Source organism: Pelomonas candidula (genome assembly GCF_043555985.1).
Taxonomy (GTDB): Bacteria; Pseudomonadota; Gammaproteobacteria; order Burkholderiales; family Burkholderiaceae_C; genus Pelomonas; species Pelomonas candidula.
The window spans coordinates 442,121-463,619 of the sequence record NZ_JBIGIC010000001.1 but is presented as its reverse complement, the minus strand read 5'-3'; the positions used below and the strand labels follow the sequence as shown (position 1 = coordinate 463,619).

Here is a 21,499-nt window from a genome sequence, read left to right as displayed (position 1 = left end):
CTTAACGCCGGCTGCACGCCGGGCTCATCAGGAATACCGCGTCGCTGGGGCGACGCTCCATCGGTTTGTGGCGGGTAGGTTGGGGTGAGCGTAGCGAACCCCAACGTCGAGCGGTGCAATGGCTGTTGGGGTTCGCCAGGCTCACCCCAACCTACGAAGATGCCACCGGTCGTCGCGCCGCCCGAGCGGCGCTGCATTCGGACGTTCTGGTGAGCACGGCGTGCAGCCGCGCGTCGGACGGGCAGGTGGGTCGATGAGGCGCGTTCGTGACAAGTCAGATGCGAGAGAGAAGCGGGTCGCATCGTGGCGTCACACGATCGAGTGTTTTCGCGCGCCGCTCCTGGCATCCTGGTGCTCGTGTGCGGTTCAAGGGCCTCTTCTTTGGTGACTTTCTTCTGGCCCCGCAGAAGAAAGTTACCCCGCCGCCGGGCGGGACTCCCGGCACGACATTCGCCATCAACTTGAAGTACCGAGCGAGCAAGCATCATCAATGCGCCCCCACCAACTCAGTCGCCTCGGTGCCCATGTAAGCCTCCAACACCGCCGGATGCTTCGATACCGTCGCGTAATCCCCCTCCGCCAGCACCGCGCCACGCGCCAGCACGGTGATGCGGTCGGCGATGCTGGAGACCACCTTCATGTTGTGCTCCACCATCAGCACCGTGCGCCCCTCCGCCACCCGCTTGATCAACGCAGTGACGCGATCCACGTCCTCGTGCCCCATGCCCTGCGTCGGTTCGTCCAGCAGCATCAGCTGCGGCTCCATCGCCATGGTCGTCGCGATCTCCAGCGCGCGCTTGCGGCCGTAGGGCAGGTCGCCGGCCTTCAGGTGGGCCATGTCGCGCAGGTCGACGAGCTCCAGCAGTGCCAGCACCTTGGCGTCCAGCGTCTTCAACCCCGTCAGGCCTTTCCAGAAATGAAAGCTCGTGCCGGTGAAGCGCTGCAGGCCGATGCGCACGTTCTCCAGCACCGTCAGGTGCGGGAACACGGCCGAGATCTGGAACGACCGGATGACCCCGCGCCGCGCGATCTGCGCCGAGGTCTCGCCCGTGATGTCGACGCCCGCGAAGACGATGCGGCCACGCGTCGGCGTGAGGAACTTGGTCAGCAGGTTGAAGCAGGTCGTCTTGCCGGCGCCGTTGGGGCCCAGCAGCGCGTGGATGTGGCCGCGCCGCACCTGCAGGTTCACGGCGTCCACGGCCGTGAAGCCTTTGAACTCCTTGGTCAGGTCCTGGGTCTCGAGGATGGTTTCGCTCATGGACTTCCGAGGTTGCTGCGCGACTCTAGGGCCTCAGCCCTGACGCTGGCTTACGGGCATTCACGGGGTTTGGTCGGCGGAGAGGAAACGTTCGATCAAACCGATCTGCTCCGGCGTGTTCAACGCCGGTGCATGGCCGCAGCCAGGAATGACTGCGACCGCCGCGCGCGGGCCGCGTTCGCGCATGGCCTGGGCGGTTTCCGCCGTCAGCAGCGTCGAGTCCTCGCCGCGCAGGCACAGCACCGGCAGGTCGAGCTGGTCCCAGGCCTGCCACAGCGAGTAGTCGTCGGGGTGATTGTCGAACTGGTCAGCCATCGCGGGGTCGTAGTGCGTCGTCACGCGGCCATCGGGCAGGCGGCGCAGCGAGGTCTCGGTGAGATGACGCCACTGCGTGTCACTCAGGTGACCAAAGCTCGCGTAGATCTCGCGGAAATAGCCTTCCAGCTCGGTGACGGTCGCGAAGCTGGGCGGCTGGCCGGCGTAGGCCTTGATGCGGGCCAGCGCCGGCGCGGCCAGCTCGGGGCCGTTGTCGTTCAGCACGAGCCGCTTGATGCGGCCGCGCAGCTGCGTTGCCGCGCCCAGCGTGCCGATGGCGCCGCCCATCGACGTGCCGACCCAGTGCACCTTCTGCAGGCCCAGCTGGTCCAGCAGCGCCTCGGCCTGCTCGACGTAGAACTCCAGGCAGTACTCGCGCCCGGGGTCCACGGCCCACTGCGACAGGCCGCGGCCCAGCGTGTCCGGGCAGACGACGTGCCAGCGGGCGGCCAGTGCGGCGGCGAAGTCGTCGAAGTCGCGGCCGCTGCGCGCCAGGCCGTGCCAGGCGATGACTGGGGGCGCGGCCGGGTCGCCCCACTCGGTGATATGGAGCTCACGGCCCAGGCAGTTGACGTAGCGAGATCTCATGGTTTTGCTCTCCCTCGCGTCCAGGCGGCCAGCCGCAGCCGCCCGACGATGCCGCCGGGGAAGTGGTAGACCGCCAGCACGAACAGCAGGCCCAGCCACAGCAGCCAGCGGTCGGGCGACACCAGCGTGTTCAGCACCGGCACGCCCTCGACGGCCGAGCCCGCCAGCTTCAGCAGTGCCTGCAGGTAGTTCTGCGCGACGATGAACAGCACGCTGCCGATGACGGCACCGTAGATGGACCCCATGCCGCCAATGACGACGATGAGCAGCAGGTCCAGCATGATCTCCATGCTCATGGCCGTTTCCGGGCCCGTGTAGCGCAGCCACAGCGCCATCAGCGCCCCGCCGCAGCAGGCCAGCAGGGCCGCGACGACGTTGGCGCCGGTGCGGTAGACGACCGTGCGGTAGCCAATCGCCTCGGCGCGGAACTCGTTCTCGCGGATGGCCTGCAGCACGCGGCCGAACGGCGAGTTGACGATTCGCAGCAGCAGCGCGATCAAGGTCGCGACGGCAGTGAACAGCAGGTAGTAGGTCAGCAACCGGCCGTCCAGTGCGACACCCAACACCGGCTCTTCCAGGAACTCCGTCGACGGACGCAGCACCTCGGGCAGCTGGAAGTTCAGCCCGTCCTCGCCGCCGGTGAAGTCGCTGAGCTGCGAGCACAGCGTCATGAACGCCGACGCGACGGCCAGCGTGATCATCGCGAAGAAGATCGCCTTCACGCGCAGGCTGGCCAGGCCCATCGCCAGCGCGAGCACGGCGCTCAGCGCCAGCGCCGCGGCGAAGCCGATGGCGAGCGAGGCCCAGTCCGCCCCCAGCCGCGTCGACGCGATGGCGATGCCATAGGCGCCGATGCCGACGAACATCGTGTGCGCGAAGCTGACGATGCCGGTGTAGCCCAGCAGCAGGTCGTAGCTGGCGACGAGCAGGATGAAGACGAGGATCTTGGCCGCGACGTTCAGCGCCTGCGTGCCAGGGAAGATGAACGGCGCACCGAGCAGGCCGACGAAGCAGGCCACCAGCAGCGCCGCGAGCAGGCGGCTGCGCGGCAGGTCGTGGGAGAGCAGCGTGCGGATCATCACTTCGCTCCCACCGGATAGAGGCCTTGCGGGCGCCACAGCAGGATGGCGACCATCAACCCGATGTTGGAGAACAGCGCCGCCTTTGGCGCGAGGAAGCCGACGTAGTTGGCCACCAGCCCGACCAGCAGCGCGCCCACCAGGCAGCCCAGCGTCGAACCCAGCCCGCCGATGATGATGACGATGAACAGCAGCAGGTTCACCTGTCCGCCGATCTGCGGTGTGACGCCTTGCTGCACGAGCCCCCACAGCACGCCGCCCAGGCCGGCGAGGGCCGAGCCGGTGACGAACACGCCGACGAAGAGGCGCCTGATTCGATAACCCAGCGCCTCGACCATCTCGCGGTCCTGCACGCCGGCGCGGATCAGCAAGCCGATCTTGGTGCGGTTCAGCACGAGCAGCAGCCCGACGAGGACGGCGATGCCGATGAGCATGGCCAGCACGCGGAACTTCTCGACCGCCACATCGCCGACCAGGAAGATGCCGTTCAGCGTGGTGGGCAGCGGCAGCGGGATCAGCGCCGGGCCCCAGCTGGCCTTGATCAACTCCTCGCCGATGATCATGCCGCCCATCGTGATGAGGATCTGCTTCAGGTGCTGGCCGTAGACGGGTCTGACCAGCACCCGTTCAAAGACGACACCCACCGCGCCGGCAATGGCCATGCCGGCGAGGCAGGCGGCGGCCAGCGCTGCCAGGTTGGGCAGCACGTCAGCGCTCGACGCCCAAGGCGCCAGGGCGGCCAGCACGGTGGTGGCCATGAAGGCGCCCAGCGCGATGAACACGCCGTGGCCGAAGTTGAGGACGTCCATCAGGCCGAAGACCAGCGTCAGGCCGGAGGCGATGACGAAGACGATGAGGCCCATGGCGAGGCCGGCGAGGGTCAGGTTGAGCCAGGTGCTGGGGCTGCCGGTCAGGGGCAGGGCGAGCAGCACGATGGCTGCCAGCAGCGCCAGTGGTTTGGGGTCGAGCTTCATGCGCTCACTGCTTCTGGTTGGTGGCGAGTGCGGTTGCCGGGAGTCCCGCCCGGCGGCGGGGTAACTTTCTTCTGCGGGGCCAGAAGAAAGTCACCAAAGAAGAGGCCCTGAACCGCACACCAGCGCGGCACCGCCATCGGCAGCGCGCGAAAACGCACACCGTCATTGCGGGAAGACGCGACCCGCTGCGCTCTCGCTGCTGTCCTTATGACGATCGCCATCCATCGGCCCTTCATGCCGCTTAACGCCGGCTGCACGCCGGGCTCACCAGGAATTGCCGCGTCGCTGGGGCGACGGCACGAGCCGTGGTGATCGGCCGCGCCGCCCGAGCGGCGCTGCATTGGGCTGTTTTGATGAGCACGGCGTGCAGCCGCGCGTCGGACGGGCCACAGGTTCGATGGCTGGCCGGCGTGACAAGTCAGACGCGAGAGCGCAGCGGTTCGCTTCGTCGAGTGATCCCCGACGGATGTTTTCGCGCGCCGCTCGTCGCGGCGTCGCGGTCGAGTGCGGTTCAGGGCCTCTTCTTTGGTGACTTTCTTCTGGCCCCGCAGAAGAAAACCGAAGGTTTCGGCGAAGCCAAAGTTACCCCGCCGCCGGGCGGGACTCCCGGCACCACACGCGCCACCCACCAGAAGTAGCGAGCCCGAAGGCTTGTCGAGACGGATCATTGATGCGCCCCCAACGACAACCCAAGCAGTCGCTGCTGCAACTCCGCATCTGCAATCAACTCGGCCATCGCCCCGCGATGCACGATCCTTCCGTCATCCATCACGGCCACCGAATCACCCAACTCCGCAGCGACGCGGAAGTTCTGCTCCACCAGCAACACCGTCGTCTGCGACGTCTTCTTCAGCTCTCGCAGCGCCGCAATCAGGTTCTCGACGATGGCCGGCGCCAGCCCCTTGCTCGGCTCGTCGATGACCAGCAGCTCGCGTGGCTCGATCAGCGCGCGGGCGATGGCCAGCATCTGCTTCTGCCCGCCCGACAGCTTGCCGGCCGGATGCGACCAGAAGGTCTTCAGCGCCGGGAAGAAGCCGAACAGCCAGTCCAGCCGCGTCGTGTCCAGCTCGGCCAGCTTCTTCGCGCAACGCGCCGCCAACAGCAGGTTCTCCGCCACCGTCAACTCGCCGAAGATGCCCATGGTCTCGGGCACGTAGGCGATGCCGTGCGACGCGATGTCGGGCGTGGCGAGCTTGGTGATGTCCTGGCCCTTGAAGGTCACCGTGCCGCTGCTCGCCGTCCACAGGCCCATCAGCGTGCGCAGCGTGCTGGTCTTGCCGGCGCCGTTGCGGCCGAGAAGCATGGTCACCTGGCCTGCGGGCACGTCGAGGTCCACGCCGTGGAGGATGTGATACGCCCCGACGTGCGTGTGCACGCCCTTCAGCGACAGCAACGGGCTCATGCTGCCACCCCGAGATAAGCCTCTTGCACGATCGGCGAGGCGATCACCGTCGCCGGGTCGCCGTCGGCCACCAGCTTGCCCTGGTGCAGCACGATGATGCGGTCGGCCAGCTCGCGCACGACGTCCATCTTGTGCTCCACCAGCAGCAGCGTGTGCTTCTTCTCCGCCTTCAGCGCGCGGATCAGGTCCAGCACCACCGGCACCTCGTCCACGCTCATGCCGGCGGTCGGCTCGTCGAACAGGTAGACCTTCGGGTCCAGCGCGATCAGCATCGCCACCTCCAGCTTGCGCTGGTCGCCATGCGGCAGGCTGGCGGCCAGGTCGTCGGCGCGTGAGGCCAACCTCACGCGCTCCAGGATCGAACGCGCCTCGTCGATCAGCTCCCGGTGCGACAGCCACACCGACAGCATCCGTAGCCCCAGGCCGTGCCTTGCCTGCACGGCCAGCCGCACGTTCTCCAGCACCGTCAGGTGCGCGAACAGCTGCGTCAGCTGGAAGGCCCGGCCCAGGCCGCGCCGCGTGCGCACTGGCGCCGGCTGGCCGGTGAGGTTCTCGCCATCCAGCCACACCTCGCCGCTGCTCGCGGGCAACTGGCCCGAGATCAGGTTGAAGTAGGTCGTCTTGCCGGCGCCGTTGGGGCCGACGATGGCCGTCAGCGTGCCGGGCTGGAAGGCGCACGACACGCCGTCGACGGCTACATGGCCGCCGAAGCGGATCGTCAGGTTCTTGGTCTCGAGCACGGGCCGTCCGCGTTCAACGCTTGTTGCGGATCGGGACCTGCATTTCCTCGGGCTTGATCTCCCGCACCAGCTCCGGCACGCCCCATGGGAAGGCCGGGTCCACCTTGATCTTGAAGTGGTACATCGACTGCATCGCCTGGTGGTCCTCGGCGCGGAAAGTCATCTTGCCCTTGGGCGTCTCGAAGCTCATGCCTTCCATCGTCTTGATGAGCTTGTTCGTCGTCGCGTCGCCACCGGTCTTCTTTAGCGCCTCGACCAGCGCGATGGCCGCGCTCATGCCGCCGGCCGTGAAGAAGTCGGGTGGCTGTTTGAACTGCTTGTAGTGGTTGGACACCAGCCACTCGTTGACCGGGTTCTTCGGGATGCCGAAGTAGTAGTAGGTCGCGCCTTCCATGCCCGGGAACTGCTTGTAGGCTGCCATGGCCGGCAGGATGTTGCCGCCCGAGCCGACGGCGATGCCATAGCGCTTCTGCAGGTCCTGTGCGGCCAACGCGGGGAACGGCGTCGTCGCACCCGCCCACACGACGGCGATGACCTTGGGTCCGGGCTTGTCCTTCAGCGCGTCGACGAGGCGCTGGATGCCGGCGGTGAAGTCGGTCGTCTGCGTCGGCAGGTATTCCTCGTGGACGACCTTGGCCTTCTTCAGCGCTTCCTTGAACGCCTTCACGCCGTCTCGGCCGAAGGCGTAGTCCTGCGCCAGGATGCCGATGCTCAGGCCCGCCACGTCGGAGGCCACCGCATTGGCCAGCGCGTCCTGCGACGAGTTGCGGCCGGTGCGGAAGATGTACTTGTTCCACTTGTCGCCGGTGATGGAGTCGGCGACGGCGGGCTCCACCAGCAGGATCTTCTTGTATTCCTCGGCCACCGGCAGCATGGCCAGCGCCACGCCGGAGGACGTGGGGCCGACGGCGATGTCCGCCTTGTCGTCACCGTAGGCCGCGGCCAGCAGGCTCTTGCCCACGTCGGGCTTGCCCTGGTCGTCCTTCTCGATGACGACGAGCTTCTTGCCCGCCACGGTCATCGTGCCGCCCGTGGCGTAGTCCAGCCCCATCATGAAGCCGATCTGCGTCTGCTTGCCGTAGGCCTCCAGCGGGCCGGTCTTGCTGTAGACGTGGGCGATGCGGATCTCGCTGCCGGCGGCGAAGGTGAGGCCGGGCAGGGCGACTGCCGCGAGGGTGGCGGCGGCGAGGGCAAAGCGGCGCGTGGTGAGGCGCATGGGGCTTGTCTCCTGAAGTTCAGCGGTCTGCTCTGTCGGCAGACGTTCAACTCCCCTTTTTGCAAGGGCCGTGCCCGGCGGGGAAGGGGCGCCAGACGCGGTTTTCGTGCGGGTTGTCCCGAGGTTTTTGGCCGTTAGGGACGGGGCGAGTGTCTGACTTTCAGGCGTTGCCTGGATTTCGATCAGAGGGGCCGGGCGACTTCTTCACGGCCACTTCACCTTGTCGCAATGCTCGGCCGGCACGGGCTGCAAAGAGCCGGCGATCAACCGCAACTCTTCCAGCGCCTGATCTTCAGTCTCGGGCTCCCATAGCGTCACCATGATGACGGTGTCCGCATCGAGCAGTGTGCTGAGGAAGTAGGTGCGAGCGCCGGCGACGCCTGGCACCTCGTACTTCCACAGACGGAACAGTTTGGGTTTGCTGTCGCCGCCGGACGTCCGGTTGCGGGTGCCGAGCTCCGTGATCTTGGCATCGGGCAGTTGGCTGCCGATGAAGTTCTGCTCGTAGCGCGCCTGGGCATCCAGCGTCGCAACCTCGCCGTCGCCGCGAACGAACGATGCGAAGAACCTGCGCTCCACGTGCTCGGACTGAACGACCTTGTCGTCCACCATGTACAGCACATGGCCCGGAATCTGTTGGGTGTCCGTCCGGAAGGATTTGCCGGGAATGGTGAGCCGATACGTCCGTGGGCCGAGCAGGTGGTAGAGGTGAAAGCCATCGAAGGAGGCGCTCGCGAACACGCTCACCTTGTCGGTGTCCGGGCAAGCGGCGCTGGCACTCGTCGCGGCCGTGCAGAGCAGCACGGATGCCAGGGATCGTGAAATGCGATTAACCATCGACGCTCCTCTCCAGTTCGGGCCACCTCGCCAAACGCTCGTACAACGACGCCCGCGAAATTTGCAGCAGCCGGGCCGCGGCCATGCGGTTGCCGCCGGTGGCCTGCAGCGCGCGGGCGATGGCGTCGCGCTCCAGCGCCTCGATCAGCTCCGGCAGCGGCGCGACGGCCTGCACCGTGGCCAGCGAGGGCGCTGCGGGCGCAGGCATCGGCGCTTCGGCCGCCGCCGGTGCCAGCCCCTGCACGGCCGACCCGCCCTGGAAGCTCTGTGCCGTCAGCTGCATGTCGTCGCTCATCAGGCTGACCTGCTCCAGCGTGTTGCGCAGTTCGCGGATGTTGCCGGGCCAGGGCTGCTGCATCAGCCATTCGATGGCGTCGGGGCTGAGCAGCTTCTGCGGCATGCCGCTGCGGCGCGCGATGTCCTCGCCCAGCGCCTCGGCCAGCGCCTCGATGTCGTCCAGCCGCTCGCGCAGCGCGGGCACGCGGATGGGCAGCACGTTGAGCCGGTAGTAGAGGTCGGCACGGAACTGGCCGGCCGCGACCATCGCGGCCAGGTCGCGGCTGGTGGCGGCGATCACGCGCACGTCCACGCGCATGACGGTGTTGGACCCCAGCGGCTCCACCTCCTGCTCCTGCAGCACGCGCAGCAGCTTGCTCTGCAGCGCCAGCGGCATGTCGCCGATCTCGTCGAGGAACAGCGTGCCGCCGTCGGCCAGCTTGAACTTGCCGTCGCGGCCCTTGCGGTCGGCGCCCGTGTAGGCACCTGGCGCGACGCCGAAGAACTCGGCCTCCAGCAGCGTCTCGGGCACGGCGGCGATGTTGACGCTCACCAGCGGCCGGTGCGCGCGGCGCGACGCCGAGTGGATGGCGTGGGCCAGCAGCTCCTTGCCGGTGCCGGTCTCGCCCAGCAGCAACACCGTCGAGTCGGTCTGCGCGACGCGGCGGGCCTGGCGCTTCACTTCCAGCGCCGCGGGGCTGGCGCCGATGAAGCTGGCGATTGTGTACTTGGGCCGGCGCTGCGCGGCGAGCTGACGCCTCGTGTCCTCCAGCTCCTGCTGCAGCCGCGCGAACTTCTGGATCAGCGGCTGCATCGTCGTCTCGGGATGGTCGAGCAGGACCAGGCCCAGCGCGCCGATGACCTCGCCCGCGTCGTTCCTCAGCGGCAGGCGGCTGACGAGAAAGGTGCCGGCCTTGTTGGTCAGCAGGTCCACCAGCACCGGCTTGCCGGTCTCCAGCACCTGCAGCATCTGCGTGTTGGGCACGACGTCCTCGACACGCCGGCCGACGAACTCGTGCTCGTCGTTGAAGCCCAGCGCCGGCAGGAAGCGCTTGTAGCCGTCGCTGATCCAGACGACGCGGTGCCCGCGGTCGATGACCATCATCCCTTCCGTCGAGCGGGCCAGCACGTCGAACATCGACTGCGCGGCCAGGCGCAGCAGGCCGTCGACGTCCTGGGGGATGTCCGTGGCCGGTGCGGGTGTCTGGGATTTGGACAGTGGCATGGCCGGCGCAATGTACCGCGCCGGCCAGCCGTCCTGAAGCGCGGAAGGGCGGCCCGCCGGGCCGCCCGCAAAGCCGTTGGGCTTCACCGTGTTCAGAACTTGTAGGTGCCGCCGATTGTCACCGTGCGCGGTGGACCGTAGTAGGCGTTCAGCACGCCTAGAGCGGCGATGTTGTAGCCGTCGGTCTTGTAGGCCTTGTCGGCCAGGTTGCTGCCCTGCAGGAAGAAACTCAGCTTGGCGCTCTTCTCCCAGATCAGGCCGGCGTTGACCAGCGTGTAGGCGTTCTGCGCCAGCGACTCGGACAGGTCCGTCGTCGGGTAGACCTTGCTGCGGTAGGTCGCGCCCAGCCGCGAGCGCAGCAGGCCCACCGGCAGCTTCATCGTGTTCTCGATGTTCAGGCCCACCTGTGTCTTGGGCGTGTTGGTGAACTTCTTCTGGTCGGCCACGTTGACGCCGCGGTCGATGTACTCGTCGTACTTGGCGTCGAGGTAGGCCACGTGGCCGCTGATGCGCCAGTCGGTGGCGGGCATCCACAGGAACTCGAACTCACCGCCGTTCAGCGTCGCCTTGCCGGCGTTGGTGAAGTCGCCGAAGAAGCCCGGCTGGCCGCTGGCCGTCGTGTAGCTCGTGAACACTGACAACTGCACGTTCTTGTACTTGTTGTGGAACAGCGCGGTGTTCAGTTCCAGCCGGCCGTCGGCCAGGACCATCTTGGCGCCCACTTCCAGCGAGTCCAGCTTCTCGTCGTCGAACGGCTTGCCGGACGTCGGGAAGGCCAGCGTGTTGGCGCGGATGTTGTAGCCGCCGCTCTTGAAGCCGCGCGACGCGGTCGTGTAAAGCTTGACCTCCTTGCTGGCCTTGTATTCCAGTGACAGCCGCGGCGACGTGTTCTTCACAGCGCGCGTGTTGTCGAAGTTGGCCGGCGTCGTCAGCGGCGTGCCGCTGAACGTGTCGTTCGCGAAGGTCTGGTTCAGCACGACGGCGCGCTTGCTCTCGTCGGTGTAGCGCAGGCCGGTGCTGACCGAGAACGTTGGCGTCAGGCGCCAGCTCCAGTCGGCGAACAAGGCCTTGCCCTCGGTGTAGACGGTGCCATTGGTCGTGCCGAAGCTGAGGTTGAAGAAGTTGTTGCGCACCGTGCCGCCGGCGCGGCCGTCGAAGTAGTAGAGGCCGACGACGCCCGAGCTGTCCTGCCCCTCGTAGATGGCCTGCAGTTCGTGGCTCTGCGAGCTGTCGTGGTATTCGGCGCGCACGTCGGCGATCTTGTTGGGCAGGCCGTCGAAGTCGATGCTCGTGTTCGTGTCGGAGGCGCGGTGGGCCAGGATGTACTTCAGGCTCCAGTCGCTGCTGACGCCCCAGTTCAGCGTCAGCGATTCGCCCTCGCTGCTCGTGCGGTTGGCGTTGGGCATGCCGCTGGCGATGTCGTAGCGGCCGGTCGTCGCGGGCGTCTTGGCCGGGTCGAACGGGTTCACGTTCAGCCGCTGGAAGCCGCGCATGTGCGACGCGTCGATGGTGCGGTCCACCGACACCTGCGCGTTGAAGGTCGAGCCGGTCGGGAACCAGCCGGCCGAGAAGCGGCCGCTGGTGGTGTTCTGGTCGCTCACGGGGCTGCCGTCGGTCAGGTTCTTGCCGTAGCCGTCGTGGTTCAGGCTGGCGCCGGCCAGGCGGAAGCGGAACTGGCCGTCGTTCACCGCCGTGCCCACCGCACCCTTGGCGTTGACCTGGCCGTAGCTGCCCATGGCCATCGTCACGGCGCCTTCGGTCTGCTGCGGCAGCGGCTTGGACACGTACTTCACCGCGCCGCCCACCGTGTTCTTGCCGTACAGCGTGCCCTGCGGGCCGCGCAGCACCTCCACGCGCTGCACGTCGTAGACGTCCAGCAGCGCGCCCTGCGGGCGGGCGATGTAGACGTCGTCGAAGTAGATGCCGACGCCGGGGTCCACGCCCCACAGCGGGTCCGCCTGGCCCACGCCGCGGATGAAGGTCGTGATCGTCGTGTTGCTGCCGCGCGCGGCGTAGACGGTCAGGTTGGGCACCTGGCCCTGCAGGTCGCCCAGATCCTTGATGGCCAGCTTGTCCAGCTGCTCGGCGGTCAGCGCCGTGACGGCGACGGGCACGTCCTGCAGCGACTCCTCGCGCTTGCGCGCCGTGACCTTGACGGTCTCCAGCGTCTGGACCGCGGTGTCGTTGCCCGGCGCGGTCTGGGCGGCGGCGGGCAGCGCGGCGGCGAGGGCGGCGAGGACGGCGAAATGCAGGCGCGAGGGCGCCGGTAGGCGTCGGGGCATGGCTTGTCTCCTGGTGGTCTTTGTGGTGCCAGCCGCCTTTGCGCAAGAGCCATGCCCGTCCCAGGCTGGGGCGGATCGGGTGCAAACCCTTGCGGGTTGACCCGCGAAACAGCCTGTCGCTGGCTGAACACTGTCCGGATTCCAGTCATCTGGCGCCGCCGCCGCTGTCCAGCCGGCAGACAGCAGCCCTGGGGGCTGCAGGGGTGGCGGGCCGTGGCTATGCTGCGGCGCTTGTCGCTTCCCACCCCCCTTGTTGGAGACCCGAGATGCTCAAACGCCTGTTGCCCGCCTTCCTTGCCCTCGCCATCGGTTCCAGCCTGAGTGCTTCGGCCCTCGCTGCCGGCCCGCAGCTCAAGGGGCAGGCGCCGGGCTGGTATCGCCTGCAGCTGGGCGACTTCGAGATCACCGCGCTGTCCGACGGCAGCATCGACCTGCCCGTCGACAAGCTGATGCAGCAACCCGCCGAGAAGACCATCCGCGCGCTGCAGCACGCCTACCTGGGCGTGCCGCTGGAGACGTCGGTCAATGCCTACCTGATCAACACCGGCAGCAAGGTCGTCCTCGTGGACACCGGCACCGCCGGCCTGTTCGGCCCCACGGCCGGCCGCGTGCTGGCCAACCTGAAGGCATCGGGCTACACGCCGGAGCAGGTCGACGAGATCGTCATCACGCACATGCACGGCGATCACATCGGCGGTGCGTCGAGCACGGTGTTCCCGAACGCGGAGCTGCGCATCGACAAGCGCGACAGCGACTTCTGGCTGACGCCCGAGCAGGTGGCCAAGGGCGGTGACGGCGGCAAGGCCATCGCCGCGCTGGTCAAGGGCTTCGCCGATGCCGGCCGCTTCAAGCCCTTCGACGGCAGCAAGGACGGCGTGGAGATCGTGCCCGGCGTGAAGGCCGTGCCCGCCTACGGCCACACGCCCGGCCACAGCAACTACGTGGCCGAGAGCAAGGGCCAGAAGATCGTGTTCTGGGGCGACCTGATGCATGTGGCCGCCGTGCAGTTCCCGAACCCGTCGGTGACCGTGAACTTCGACTCCGACCCCAAGGCCGCCCGCCCTGCGCGCGAGCAGGCCTACGCGGCCGCGGCCAAGGATGGCTACTACGTGGCCGCAGCCCACGTGTCGTTCCCGGGCATCGGCAAGCTGCGCGTGGACGGCAAGGGCTACGACTGGCTGCCGGTGAACTACTCGACGAACCGTTGATCGTTCAGGCCAGCGCGCCGGCATGCAGCCGGCGCAGCTCGGCGGGCGTGGCCGCGCCGCTGCAGAACAGCGCGATGCGCAGCTCCTGCTCCTGGCGCGCCATCCAGTCGTCCAGCGCCGCGTCGCCCCACAGCGCTGCCTGAAGCGCCGGCTTGGCGTAGCCCACGCGTTCAGCGCCCAGCGCGACCAGCTTGGCCGCGTCCAGCCCCGAGCGGACGCCGCCGCTGGCCCACAACTCCACGTCCGGCAGCAGCCGCGTGGCCGCGCGCACCGAGCCCACGGTCGACTCGCCCCAGTCTGCAAACGTCCCCGCCACCAGCGCCGGCAAGCTGCCCTCCTCGGCGCGCGCGCCCTCGATGCGGCCCCAGTGCGTGCCACCCAGGCCGCCGACATCCAGCGCGCCCAGGTCCAGGCCTTGCAGCCTGGCCAGCGTGCGTGGCGAGAAGCCGCAGCCCGACTCCTTCAGCACCACCGGCACGCCCAGGGCTGCGCAGGTCTCGCGCAGTGCCGCCAGCCCGCCGCGGAACTGCGGCATGCCGTCGGCCTGCAGGCATTCCTGCAACGGGTTCAGGTGCACCGCCAGCGCCTGTGCTTCGGTCGACTGCAGCATGCGTCGCAGCAGCGGCAGCGGTGCCGAGGCGACCTGGCTCAGGCCCAGGCTGACGATCAGTGCAAGCCCGGGCGCGGCGTCGCGCAGGCGCTGCCAGGCGTCGGCCGCGCCGGGCAGCTCGTCAGGGCCGGATGCCGGGCGGCGCTGCAGGCCCACGCCCATCGCCCAGCCGCGGCGGGCGCAGGCCCGGGCGAGCCGGCGGTTCAGCGTCGCGGCGTCGGTGCGGCCCGTGGCCAGGCCGGTCACGTAGAAGGGTGTGCGTGCCGCCTGGCCGAACAGCCGGGCCTCCAGGCTCACGTCTTCCAGATCCAGCTCCGGCAGCGCGTCGTGCATCAGGTGCACGCCATCCAGCCCGGACAGGCCGCGCGCCTCATGGGCCGGGGCCAGCGCCAGGCGCAGCGGGTCGCGTCGGCGCTTGTCCGGGGCGCGTTCCAGCGCGGTGGGGCGGTCGTTGAGGTGGTCGGTAGGGCGGTCGATGTCCAGCAGATCCATGAGGTACGTCCTTCGGCACGAAAGCGGGCCTCAGGCATGGTCGGTGGCGGTGGTTGCAGCGGCGCTTCAGTGCGCCAGGCAGCGGGTTTCGTTTGTTTCAGCGGCGGGTGCCGCGCGGCATCGTGGGCCGAAGCGACGGGCCCTCCGGCGTGAGCAATGGCATCGCCGGGAGCCAGGGCCGGAAGGTCGTCTTCCGGGCGACCTCACGGACCTGGCTGTCGGTGAACGACTCCACCAACCGCTGACCCGGCCTGGCCGTCACTCCGCCAGCGGCTGCACCCACAGCTGCCGGCGGCCCGGGTCCACGCAGACCCGGTGGCGGCTGAAGAAGTCCTGGCCCAGGAAGCCGTCCAGCCCCGGCGCCTGCAGCGCCACGGTGGCGAAGCCGCCGGCCGCGATCGGCCGCTCCCCCGCGCGCAGCGGGCCCGCCGAGGCGGCGCCGGCCAGTGCGGGGCGGATCACGTTGCGCGACGCGCCGGTGTCCAGGCCGAGCGTCAGCAGTTCTCCCGCCGCGCCGTGCAGCCGCACCACCGGCAGGCTGCCCAACAGCTCGAAGGGCAGCGGCGCGTCGCCGCAGCCGGCCGGCATCGGCTCGTCGGCGCCCAGCAGGTGCAACTGCCGCGCCGGGTAGTCCACCACCCAGCGTTGCTCGCGCAACCAGCCCCAGCCCAGGTAGCCGTCGACACCGGCGGGCCGCCGGGCCTTGGCCCAGGTCTGTGCGGCGGGCGCCGGCACGAGCGCCTGGCCGGCCAGCATCACGTCGCCTACTTGCAGCACGGCGTTGACCCGCTGCCGGCCCTGCGCGTCCTGCGAGGTCGTCGCGCTCGCGGCGGCGCCTGTGGCCGCCGGGCCCCAGTCGGCACGCAGTGCCAGCGAGGCGGCGCCGCCGGAGTCGATCAGCAGCCGCGCATCGCGGCCGTCGATGCGGGCGTCCACCCATGCGAGGCCGCCGTCCAGGTGCAGCGGCAGCACCCGGCCCGGGGCGGCCTGCGCGGCGAGTGTGCTGGTCAGGAGCAGGGCGGCCGCGAGGGGCCAGGGGTGGCGTGTCATGCGCGCCAGTCTAGGAAGCCGCAGCCCCCCTGCCGGAGGGCATGGAACCCGGCGCGCGTCAGGCTGGCTGGGCGCGCAGCATGCGCGCGATCGTCGTCAGGTTGATCGCCGCGATGACGATCTCCAGCGCCGTGCCGCCGATGGAGCCGACGATGACGTTGTTGGCGATCCACAGGCCCGTGCCGCACAGCATCAGCAGCCGCATAGCCACGCCTTCCAGCGTGAACAGCGCGATGGTGCCCAGGCACGAAGCCGTCAGCGGCAGCCAGTCGCTGGGTTGGGTCGCGATGGCGAGGCCGAAGCCGACGTTGGCGCACACGACCGCCACCGCCACCCACTTCGCCCGTGTGCGCAGCGACAGCAGCGAGCGCGTCATCGAGATCAGCGAGCTGGCGACCGCTGTCGGATTGCCCAGCAGCGAGAAGTGGACGACGTAGGCGAGGCATTCGCCGGTCATGAACCACTTGAAGCGGCGGTCGTTGGTCTGCAGGAAGCAGCCGACACCGAGGACGAAGGCCACGTAGCCGAAGAGTTGGGCGGGGGAATACCAGGCGGACATCGACCGGATTGTCGATGCGTGAACCGGCGGCGTCCTGGCTACGCGCGCAAGCCCTCCAGCTGCGCCAGCGTCGCCTGCAGCAGATCGTCCACCAGGCCCAGCACGCGATGGCGCTCGGCTTCCGTTCCAGGCCGTTCGCCGCTCAGCAGCACGTGGAAGGGCAGTGCCAGTGGCGAGCCCTCCATCCCGCCACGGGGGCCTTCCGGCAGGCCGCCGGCCGGTGTGAGCGGGCGCTCGGTCAGGTCCAGCATCGTGCCGATCATGCGTACCGCCCGCCCGTCGGCACCGCGCTCGATGGCGCGGCCGCGGGAGTGGACGCTGCGATAGCCCGAGCCGTTGCTGCGCAGCCGGAAGCCCGCCTCGTAGTCGGGGGCGTCGCCGCTGATGTGGGCGCGGATCGCGGTCAGCATGCCTGGCAGGTCGCCCGGATGCACCCGGCAGCGCCAGAAGTGCGTGCTGTCGGCGCTGTGGGGTTCAGGAAACCCGAGCCGCAGCTTCCATTGCGGCGAGTAGTGAACGGTCTCGAGATCCAGCCGCAGGTCCCAGACCCCCAGCTCGCCCGAGTCCATGGCCTGCCGACAACGCGTTCCCACCGTTTGCTGCCACCTCTGCATGGTGGGATTGTGAGGGTGTGCCATGGCCGCCCGCGGTGGGCGGTGTATGCCGGCGTGGCAGTCGTCACGACAGCGTCGTCAATCCGCTGCCCGATCCGGAAGAGGCGTCAGGCGTTGCCGCTGAGCGTGGCGGCGGCGAAGCCGACCAACGTGGCGAGGACGACGAACGCGAGCAAGGCGGCCAGCGCCAAGCCCAGCGGCTTGGCCCAGCCCTTGCGGGGGTAGTTGTCGCCGTAGCGCGCGAGGATGGCGGGGCTTTGCGACTTGCCGATGGCGTAGTACCACGCGATCAGCAGCGCGAAGCCCCCCAGGCGGCTGAGCAGATCGACCGCCTTCGAGTCGGGCAGGGCGACCGACAGCACGACGCTGATCGAGAAGAGGACCACCGTTGCGATGGCCCAGGTTTTCGAGGTCGCGGCTTTTTCGGGTTCGCCCATCGCCTGCCAGTTCTTCATGTGCAGGATGGCGCCAAAGACGGGGCTCAACAGCAGACTCCACGACGCCGCGGCGCCCGGGTTCCACAGCGGCGGACGTGGAGCCGCCGTGGCAGTTCCGATGTCCGCGACCGCGGCCGTCGGCGGTGCGTATGGGTTTTCTTGGCTCATCGAGTTCTCCCTGGATGCGCGGACTGTAGGGCCTTCAACGTTCCGCCGGTCCGTCCGCCGGATTCACGGCTACCACCGCCTTCTCCGGCCATGCGCCGCCCTCGCTGAAGCAGCGCCAGGCCCAGCCCACCCAGCGCAGCAGCGACACCGCCAGCCACAGCGCCCAGCCCAGCATCAGCGCGCGGTAGGCCCACACCGGCGCGCTGACGACCCAGGCGCCCGCCGTGTGCTCGGCGAAGCGGTCGTTGACCCAGCTCAGCAGGTGGCTGCTGGAGCCTGGCCCGGCGACGAGCAGGTCCGGGTAGCCCAGCAGGCCGGTGCGCAGCACGTCCAGCAGCGCGCCGATGGCGAACAGCGTCCACAGCATCAGCCCCAGCTGCACGGCGATGCGCAGCCAGCGCGCGCCGGTCAACCCACCCCAGCGGCGCCGCGCCTCCAGCAGTCCGAACCAGCCGGCCAGCGCCACCAGTGCCCACAGCGACACCGGTGCCACGCCCAGCGCGAGGATCAGCCAGGCCGGCCGGCCCATCAGCCCCGGCACGCCGCGCGGCGCGAACCAGGCCAGCACCAGCACGAGCAGCAGCGCCCCCCAGATCAGCACCGCCGGCCCGATCAGCGGGCCGCCGACGGCCAGCACGATGCGGTCCTGCGGCACGGTGAGCTGCAGCGCGTCGTTGACGCCCGGCAGCCCCAGCGCCAGCCCCTCGTGGCGCCACCACGCGCCCATGTCTTCGGGTGCGCGCCAGCGGATCTCCACGCGCTGCGCGCCGGGCGTCAGCGGCAGGCTCAGCGTGCCGTCGCGCGGCTGCAGCGCCAGCTTCTGGCCGTTGATCTGCACGGAGAGCAGCTCGGCGCCGGCCGGCAGCTTCAGCGCATGCGGGCCGCCGAGGCTGGCGCGCAGCTTCATGTCGACGCTCACCGCCGTGTTGCGCTCGCCGGGCTCCAGCGCGGTCTTCACACTGTCCAGCGTCAGCGTCTGCCCACCCACGCCGGCGGGTTTGCGGACGGCCAGCTTCAGCGTCTCGCCCGGCCAGGGTCGCCACTCGGGCTGCCACTGGCCGTCCTGCTGCAGCGCCGTCGCGGCCAGGCCGCTGGCGTCCACATGCCATTGCGGCGACGCGGCCAGCGTCCAGCGCTCCACCTGGTTGGGCTCCTTGCCGGCCGTCAGCGCCAGCGCCTCGGCGGGCGGCAGGCTGCTGTCGATGTCGATGGCCTCGTCGCCGCCCAGCTGCAGGCTGGCCACGCTGCCGTCCACCGTTACGCGAGCGTCGTTCACGGCCTCGCCGGGCAGCAGCGCCCAGCGCACGCGCAGCGGCGCGCGGCTTGGCGCGAGGCGCTCGATGTGCGTCTGCACCTGCCAGCGCAGGCCCAGGCCCAGGCGCCGGTCCACGCGCACCAGCGGCGGCAGCGCGTCGCGCTGCGTGCCGGCGTCCTCGGCCCGGGCGCCGCCTGCAGCCACCTCGCGGCTCAGCGAGACTGCGTTGGTGACCTGGCCGCTCGGGTCCAGCCCCGACAGCGTCCACCCCTGCAGCGCCGTCTGCAGCGTGCGTGGCGGCAGCGGCAGCGCGATGTCCAGGCTGCTGGCGTTGCCGACGTCGGCAGCCAGCTGCAACTGATGCACGCCGGCCGGCACTGCGGCCCACAGCCGGCCGTCGGTGTCGCGCCGCGTGGCGGCGGGCTGGCCGTCCAGCAGCACGTTGGCCGGCTGCCAGCCGGTGCCCTGGCCGGGCAGCGGCACGGCCACCAGCGCCTGCGCATGGACCTCGGCACGCAGCTGCACGGCCGAACCCTGCGCGCTGACGAGCAGCCGGGCCAGGTCGGCACAGTGAGGCAGGCAGTCCGGCGGTGCAGCGAGCTTGCCGCGCAGCGCCTGCAGCTGCTCGTCGCTGGGCCAGGGCATGCCGTCCGCCGCCGGCGTGGCGGTGTCCGGCTTCGGCGGGGCCGCGTCACTGGCCGTGGGCATGCCGGCCAGGCTCAGCAGCACGACCGCAGCCACCGCGCTGCCCGTGCGCGGCCAGCGTGGCAGGCGCGGCGGCTTCCAGCCGGCCACGGCCGCCAGCGCCGCCGACAGCAGTGCCAGCCCCACGACCTTCAACAGCGCCGTGGCCCACGGCGGCAGCAGCCACAGGTTCAGCGTCTGCTCGGGCGTGACGGGGCCGCTCCAGGTCAGCTGGTGGCTGCGCCAGCGCCACGTCGGCAGGCCGGGGCCGGTCTGCACACGGGCGCCGGGGTCGATGCGGGCGAGGTCGCTGCTGTTGGCGTAGGTCGAGCTGAACTTTCCCGGTGATGCCGGCTCGCGAACCGCCTTGCGCTTCTCGGCCGGCGCCGTCTCCTGGAACTCAGGGGGCGGCACGAACGCGGGGTCGGCAGCAGGCACCGGCGCCTTTTCGGCCATCATGAAGCCGCCTTGGTCAAGGCTCGGGTAGATCGCCTGCCGGATCTCGTCCACCGCGAAGGGCAGCAGCACCAGCACCAGCAGCGCCGCCACGGCGATGCGGCCGCGAGCCAACAGACGCTGCCCCTTGCCGGCCGGCAGCACGCGCGCCAGCGCCGTCAGCGCCAGCAGCGCGAACCACAGCACGGCCGGCGGGCTGCCCGGCGTGTGCCAGGTCAGCACCAGCGCCACGCCCAGCAGCATGCCCACGCGCCAGCCCAGCAGACGGAATGCGGCGAGGGCGGCAAGCAGCACGAAGAAAAAGTCCCACAGCGTCCACATCGATACCCAGCTGCCTTCGGCGCTGCTGGGGCCTTGCGCGTGCAGCAGGCGCCAGCCGGGCGGCAGCTGCAGCGACACCGCAAGTTCGTCCACGGGCGTGGTCCAGCCGCTGGCGGGCAGTACGCCGTCGCGCGGCCAGCGGCTGTCGGCCTCGATGTGGGCGTCGCTCTGGCGCACCTCGAAGCCGGCCGGTCCGTCGGCGGCCAGCCGCGTGATGGGTTGATCTTCACCGGCCAGCGCTGCGCGGCCGAGCTGGCCCGGCGCGGCCATCATCAGCCGCGAGCTGGAGGACAGCTGGCCCGAGAACTCGTCGCTCGCCGTCAGCCCGCGGCCATCGAAATCCAGCCACAGCCGCCGCGCCAGCTTCAGCGCGTCGGGTGCCGGCTTGGCATTGCCGCGCTGCAGTTCGGTCAGCTTCAGCGTCTCGCCGGGCTTGAGGCGGAAGGCCGGCAGCGCGCGCCAGGGCTCGGGCATCTCGACCTGGCGCGGGTCCACGCTGGCCGGGCCTTCGGGGCGGATCAGCCGCAGCGCGGGCTCGGCCTTGACGGCCCAGACTTCCTCGTCGGGTGCGCCGGCCGGCAGCTGCAGCGCCTGCACCGGGGCCATCAGCCGCGCCTGCAGCTCGATGTGCCACTGGCCCGGCCGGGCCTGCACGACGAGGCGGCCGTCATCGGCCAGGCGGGCGGGCAGCGGGCTGTCCAGCTGCATCGCGCGCAATCCCGGCAGCAGCGCCAGCGGTAGCTCCACGGCACGGGCGCGGCCGGCCACGCGCAGCTCGATGGCGGTGGTGACGGTCAGCGGCAGGTCGTCGTCGACGAGGCGCGTGGTCTGCACCGTCATGCTGTCGCTGGCGTCCTCGGGGTTCACGACGGCGCGCAGCCACAGCCGGCCGTCGCCGTCGGGCGCGCGGCTCTGCGTCGCGCCGTCGCTGGTCACGACGATGGCGCCCAGGCCCCCGGGCACGGCCAGGTTCTGCGGCATCCGGGGCCAGGTCATGCGCCCCTCGACGACATGGGCGCCGGGCGGCAGCCAGACCGCGGGCTGGCCGTCGACTTCAGTGACGGCCAAGGCCTTGCCGCCGGCCTTGACGTCCAGTGGCCACGCACCGGCCTCGCCCGGCAGCGCGACGCGCGCCGGCGCGCCGAAGACCTGCACGTCGAGCCTGAACGTCGCCTCGCGCGCCCCGGCGCTCAGCTGCAGCCGGCCGGGCCAGACGCAGGCAGCGTCCCCCTCCGGCTGCGCCGGGCAGCCCAGCGGCGGCTGGCCCTGCTGGGCCCAGGGCAGCCAGTCGCGCAGCGCGGCGGGCAGTTCGGCGGGCGTCAGCGGCGCGGCCTGCACCGCCTGGGCGGCCAGGCCTGCGAACAGCCACAGCAGCAGCGTCGTGAAGCGCTTCATCGTGTCGTCTCCCTGTGCGTCGGCCCGCGTCGGGCGGGACCGAAATTGCCGGGGATTC

At 70.0% G+C, this 21,499-nt stretch carries 18 protein-coding genes; 1 reads left to right on the top strand and 17 read right to left on the bottom strand.

Translation table 11 applies throughout. The features are described 5' to 3' along the window. Window positions 1-487: 487 nt before the first annotated feature. The 11 genes from ACG04R_RS02225 to ACG04R_RS02175 all read right to left on the bottom strand — a co-directional run bounded on the left by ACG04R_RS02225 (window position 488) and on the right by ACG04R_RS02175 (window position 12,192). The gene (locus ACG04R_RS02225; protein WP_394406120.1) at window positions 488-1,258 is read right to left on the bottom strand and encodes an ABC transporter ATP-binding protein; all 771 of its coding nucleotides are present in this window, start codon (window positions 1,256-1,258) and stop codon (window positions 488-490) included. Window positions 1,259-1,318: 60 nt separating this feature from the next. Next, window positions 1,319-2,161, bottom strand: a complete 843-nt coding sequence (locus ACG04R_RS02220) for an alpha/beta fold hydrolase (protein WP_394406118.1) — start codon at window positions 2,159-2,161, stop codon at window positions 1,319-1,321. After that, window positions 2,158-3,240 carry a branched-chain amino acid ABC transporter permease gene (locus ACG04R_RS02215; protein WP_394406116.1) on the bottom strand — a complete coding sequence of 361 codons (1,083 nt, stop codon included), beginning with the start codon at window positions 3,238-3,240 and terminating at the stop codon, window positions 2,158-2,160. The genes ACG04R_RS02220 and ACG04R_RS02215 overlap by 4 nt, the downstream gene beginning before the upstream one ends. Then, window positions 3,240-4,214, bottom strand: a complete 975-nt coding sequence (locus ACG04R_RS02210) for a branched-chain amino acid ABC transporter permease (protein WP_394406113.1) — start codon at window positions 4,212-4,214, stop codon at window positions 3,240-3,242. The genes ACG04R_RS02215 and ACG04R_RS02210 overlap by 1 nt, the downstream gene beginning before the upstream one ends. Next, complete coding sequence (locus tag ACG04R_RS02205) at window positions 4,211-4,882, bottom strand: hypothetical protein (protein ID WP_394406111.1); 672 nt, start codon at window positions 4,880-4,882, stop codon at window positions 4,211-4,213. Before ACG04R_RS02205 ends, ACG04R_RS02210 begins: the two co-directional genes overlap by 4 nt. Continuing rightward, complete coding sequence (locus ACG04R_RS02200) at window positions 4,879-5,616, bottom strand: ABC transporter ATP-binding protein (RefSeq protein ID WP_394406109.1); 738 nt, start codon at window positions 5,614-5,616, stop codon at window positions 4,879-4,881. The genes ACG04R_RS02205 and ACG04R_RS02200 overlap by 4 nt, the downstream gene beginning before the upstream one ends. Next, window positions 5,613-6,356, bottom strand: coding sequence for an ABC transporter ATP-binding protein (locus ACG04R_RS02195; RefSeq protein WP_394406107.1), 744 nt, complete (start codon window positions 6,354-6,356; stop codon window positions 5,613-5,615). The genes ACG04R_RS02200 and ACG04R_RS02195 overlap by 4 nt, the downstream gene beginning before the upstream one ends. Window positions 6,357-6,369: 13 nt before the next feature. Then, complete coding sequence (locus ACG04R_RS02190) at window positions 6,370-7,572, bottom strand: substrate-binding domain-containing protein (protein WP_394406104.1); 1,203 nt, start codon at window positions 7,570-7,572, stop codon at window positions 6,370-6,372. 204 nt (window positions 7,573-7,776) lie between these two features. Further along, a complete protein-coding gene (locus ACG04R_RS02185; protein WP_394406102.1) occupies window positions 7,777-8,409 on the bottom strand; it encodes a hypothetical protein in 633 nt (210 codons plus the stop codon). Further along, window positions 8,402-9,910 (bottom strand): sigma-54 interaction domain-containing protein, encoded by a 1,509-nt coding sequence (locus ACG04R_RS02180; RefSeq protein ID WP_394406100.1) that lies wholly within the window; start codon window positions 9,908-9,910, stop codon window positions 8,402-8,404. Before ACG04R_RS02180 ends, ACG04R_RS02185 begins: the two co-directional genes overlap by 8 nt. A 92-nt stretch (window positions 9,911-10,002) precedes the next feature. Then, window positions 10,003-12,192 carry a TonB-dependent receptor gene (locus ACG04R_RS02175; protein WP_394406098.1) on the bottom strand — a complete coding sequence of 730 codons (2,190 nt, stop codon included), beginning with the start codon at window positions 12,190-12,192 and terminating at the stop codon, window positions 10,003-10,005. Between the two features lie 266 nt (window positions 12,193-12,458). Here ACG04R_RS02175 and ACG04R_RS02170 point away from each other — a divergent pair, with 266 nt between their 5' ends. After that, window positions 12,459-13,400, top strand: a complete 942-nt coding sequence (locus ACG04R_RS02170; RefSeq protein WP_394406096.1) for an MBL fold metallo-hydrolase — start codon at window positions 12,459-12,461, stop codon at window positions 13,398-13,400. Between the two features lie 4 nt (window positions 13,401-13,404). Here ACG04R_RS02170 and ACG04R_RS02165 read toward each other — a convergent pair whose 3' ends face one another. The 6 genes from ACG04R_RS02165 to ACG04R_RS02140 form a co-directional block, all read right to left on the bottom strand. Then, on the bottom strand, window positions 13,405-14,502 hold the full coding sequence (locus tag ACG04R_RS02165; protein ID WP_394406094.1) for an alpha-hydroxy-acid oxidizing protein: 1,098 nt from the start codon (window positions 14,500-14,502) through the stop codon (window positions 13,405-13,407). 258 nt (window positions 14,503-14,760) lie between these two features. Then, a complete protein-coding gene (locus tag ACG04R_RS02160; RefSeq protein WP_394406092.1) occupies window positions 14,761-15,552 on the bottom strand; it encodes a hypothetical protein in 792 nt (263 codons plus the stop codon). A 58-nt stretch (window positions 15,553-15,610) separates the two neighbouring features. Next, the gene (locus tag ACG04R_RS02155) at window positions 15,611-16,111 is read right to left on the bottom strand and encodes a YgjV family protein (RefSeq protein WP_394406090.1); all 501 of its coding nucleotides are present in this window, start codon (window positions 16,109-16,111) and stop codon (window positions 15,611-15,613) included. Window positions 16,112-16,149: 38 nt separating this feature from the next. After that, on the bottom strand, window positions 16,150-16,725 hold the full coding sequence (locus tag ACG04R_RS02150) for a PAS domain-containing protein (RefSeq protein ID WP_394406088.1): 576 nt from the start codon (window positions 16,723-16,725) through the stop codon (window positions 16,150-16,152). 107 nt (window positions 16,726-16,832) lie between these two features. Beyond that, the gene (locus ACG04R_RS02145) at window positions 16,833-17,330 is read right to left on the bottom strand and encodes a hypothetical protein (RefSeq protein ID WP_394406086.1); all 498 of its coding nucleotides are present in this window, start codon (window positions 17,328-17,330) and stop codon (window positions 16,833-16,835) included. A gap of 34 nt (window positions 17,331-17,364) precedes the next feature. Beyond that, complete coding sequence (locus tag ACG04R_RS02140) at window positions 17,365-21,441, bottom strand: hypothetical protein (protein WP_394406084.1); 4,077 nt, start codon at window positions 21,439-21,441, stop codon at window positions 17,365-17,367. Window positions 21,442-21,499: the final 58 nt, after the last annotated feature.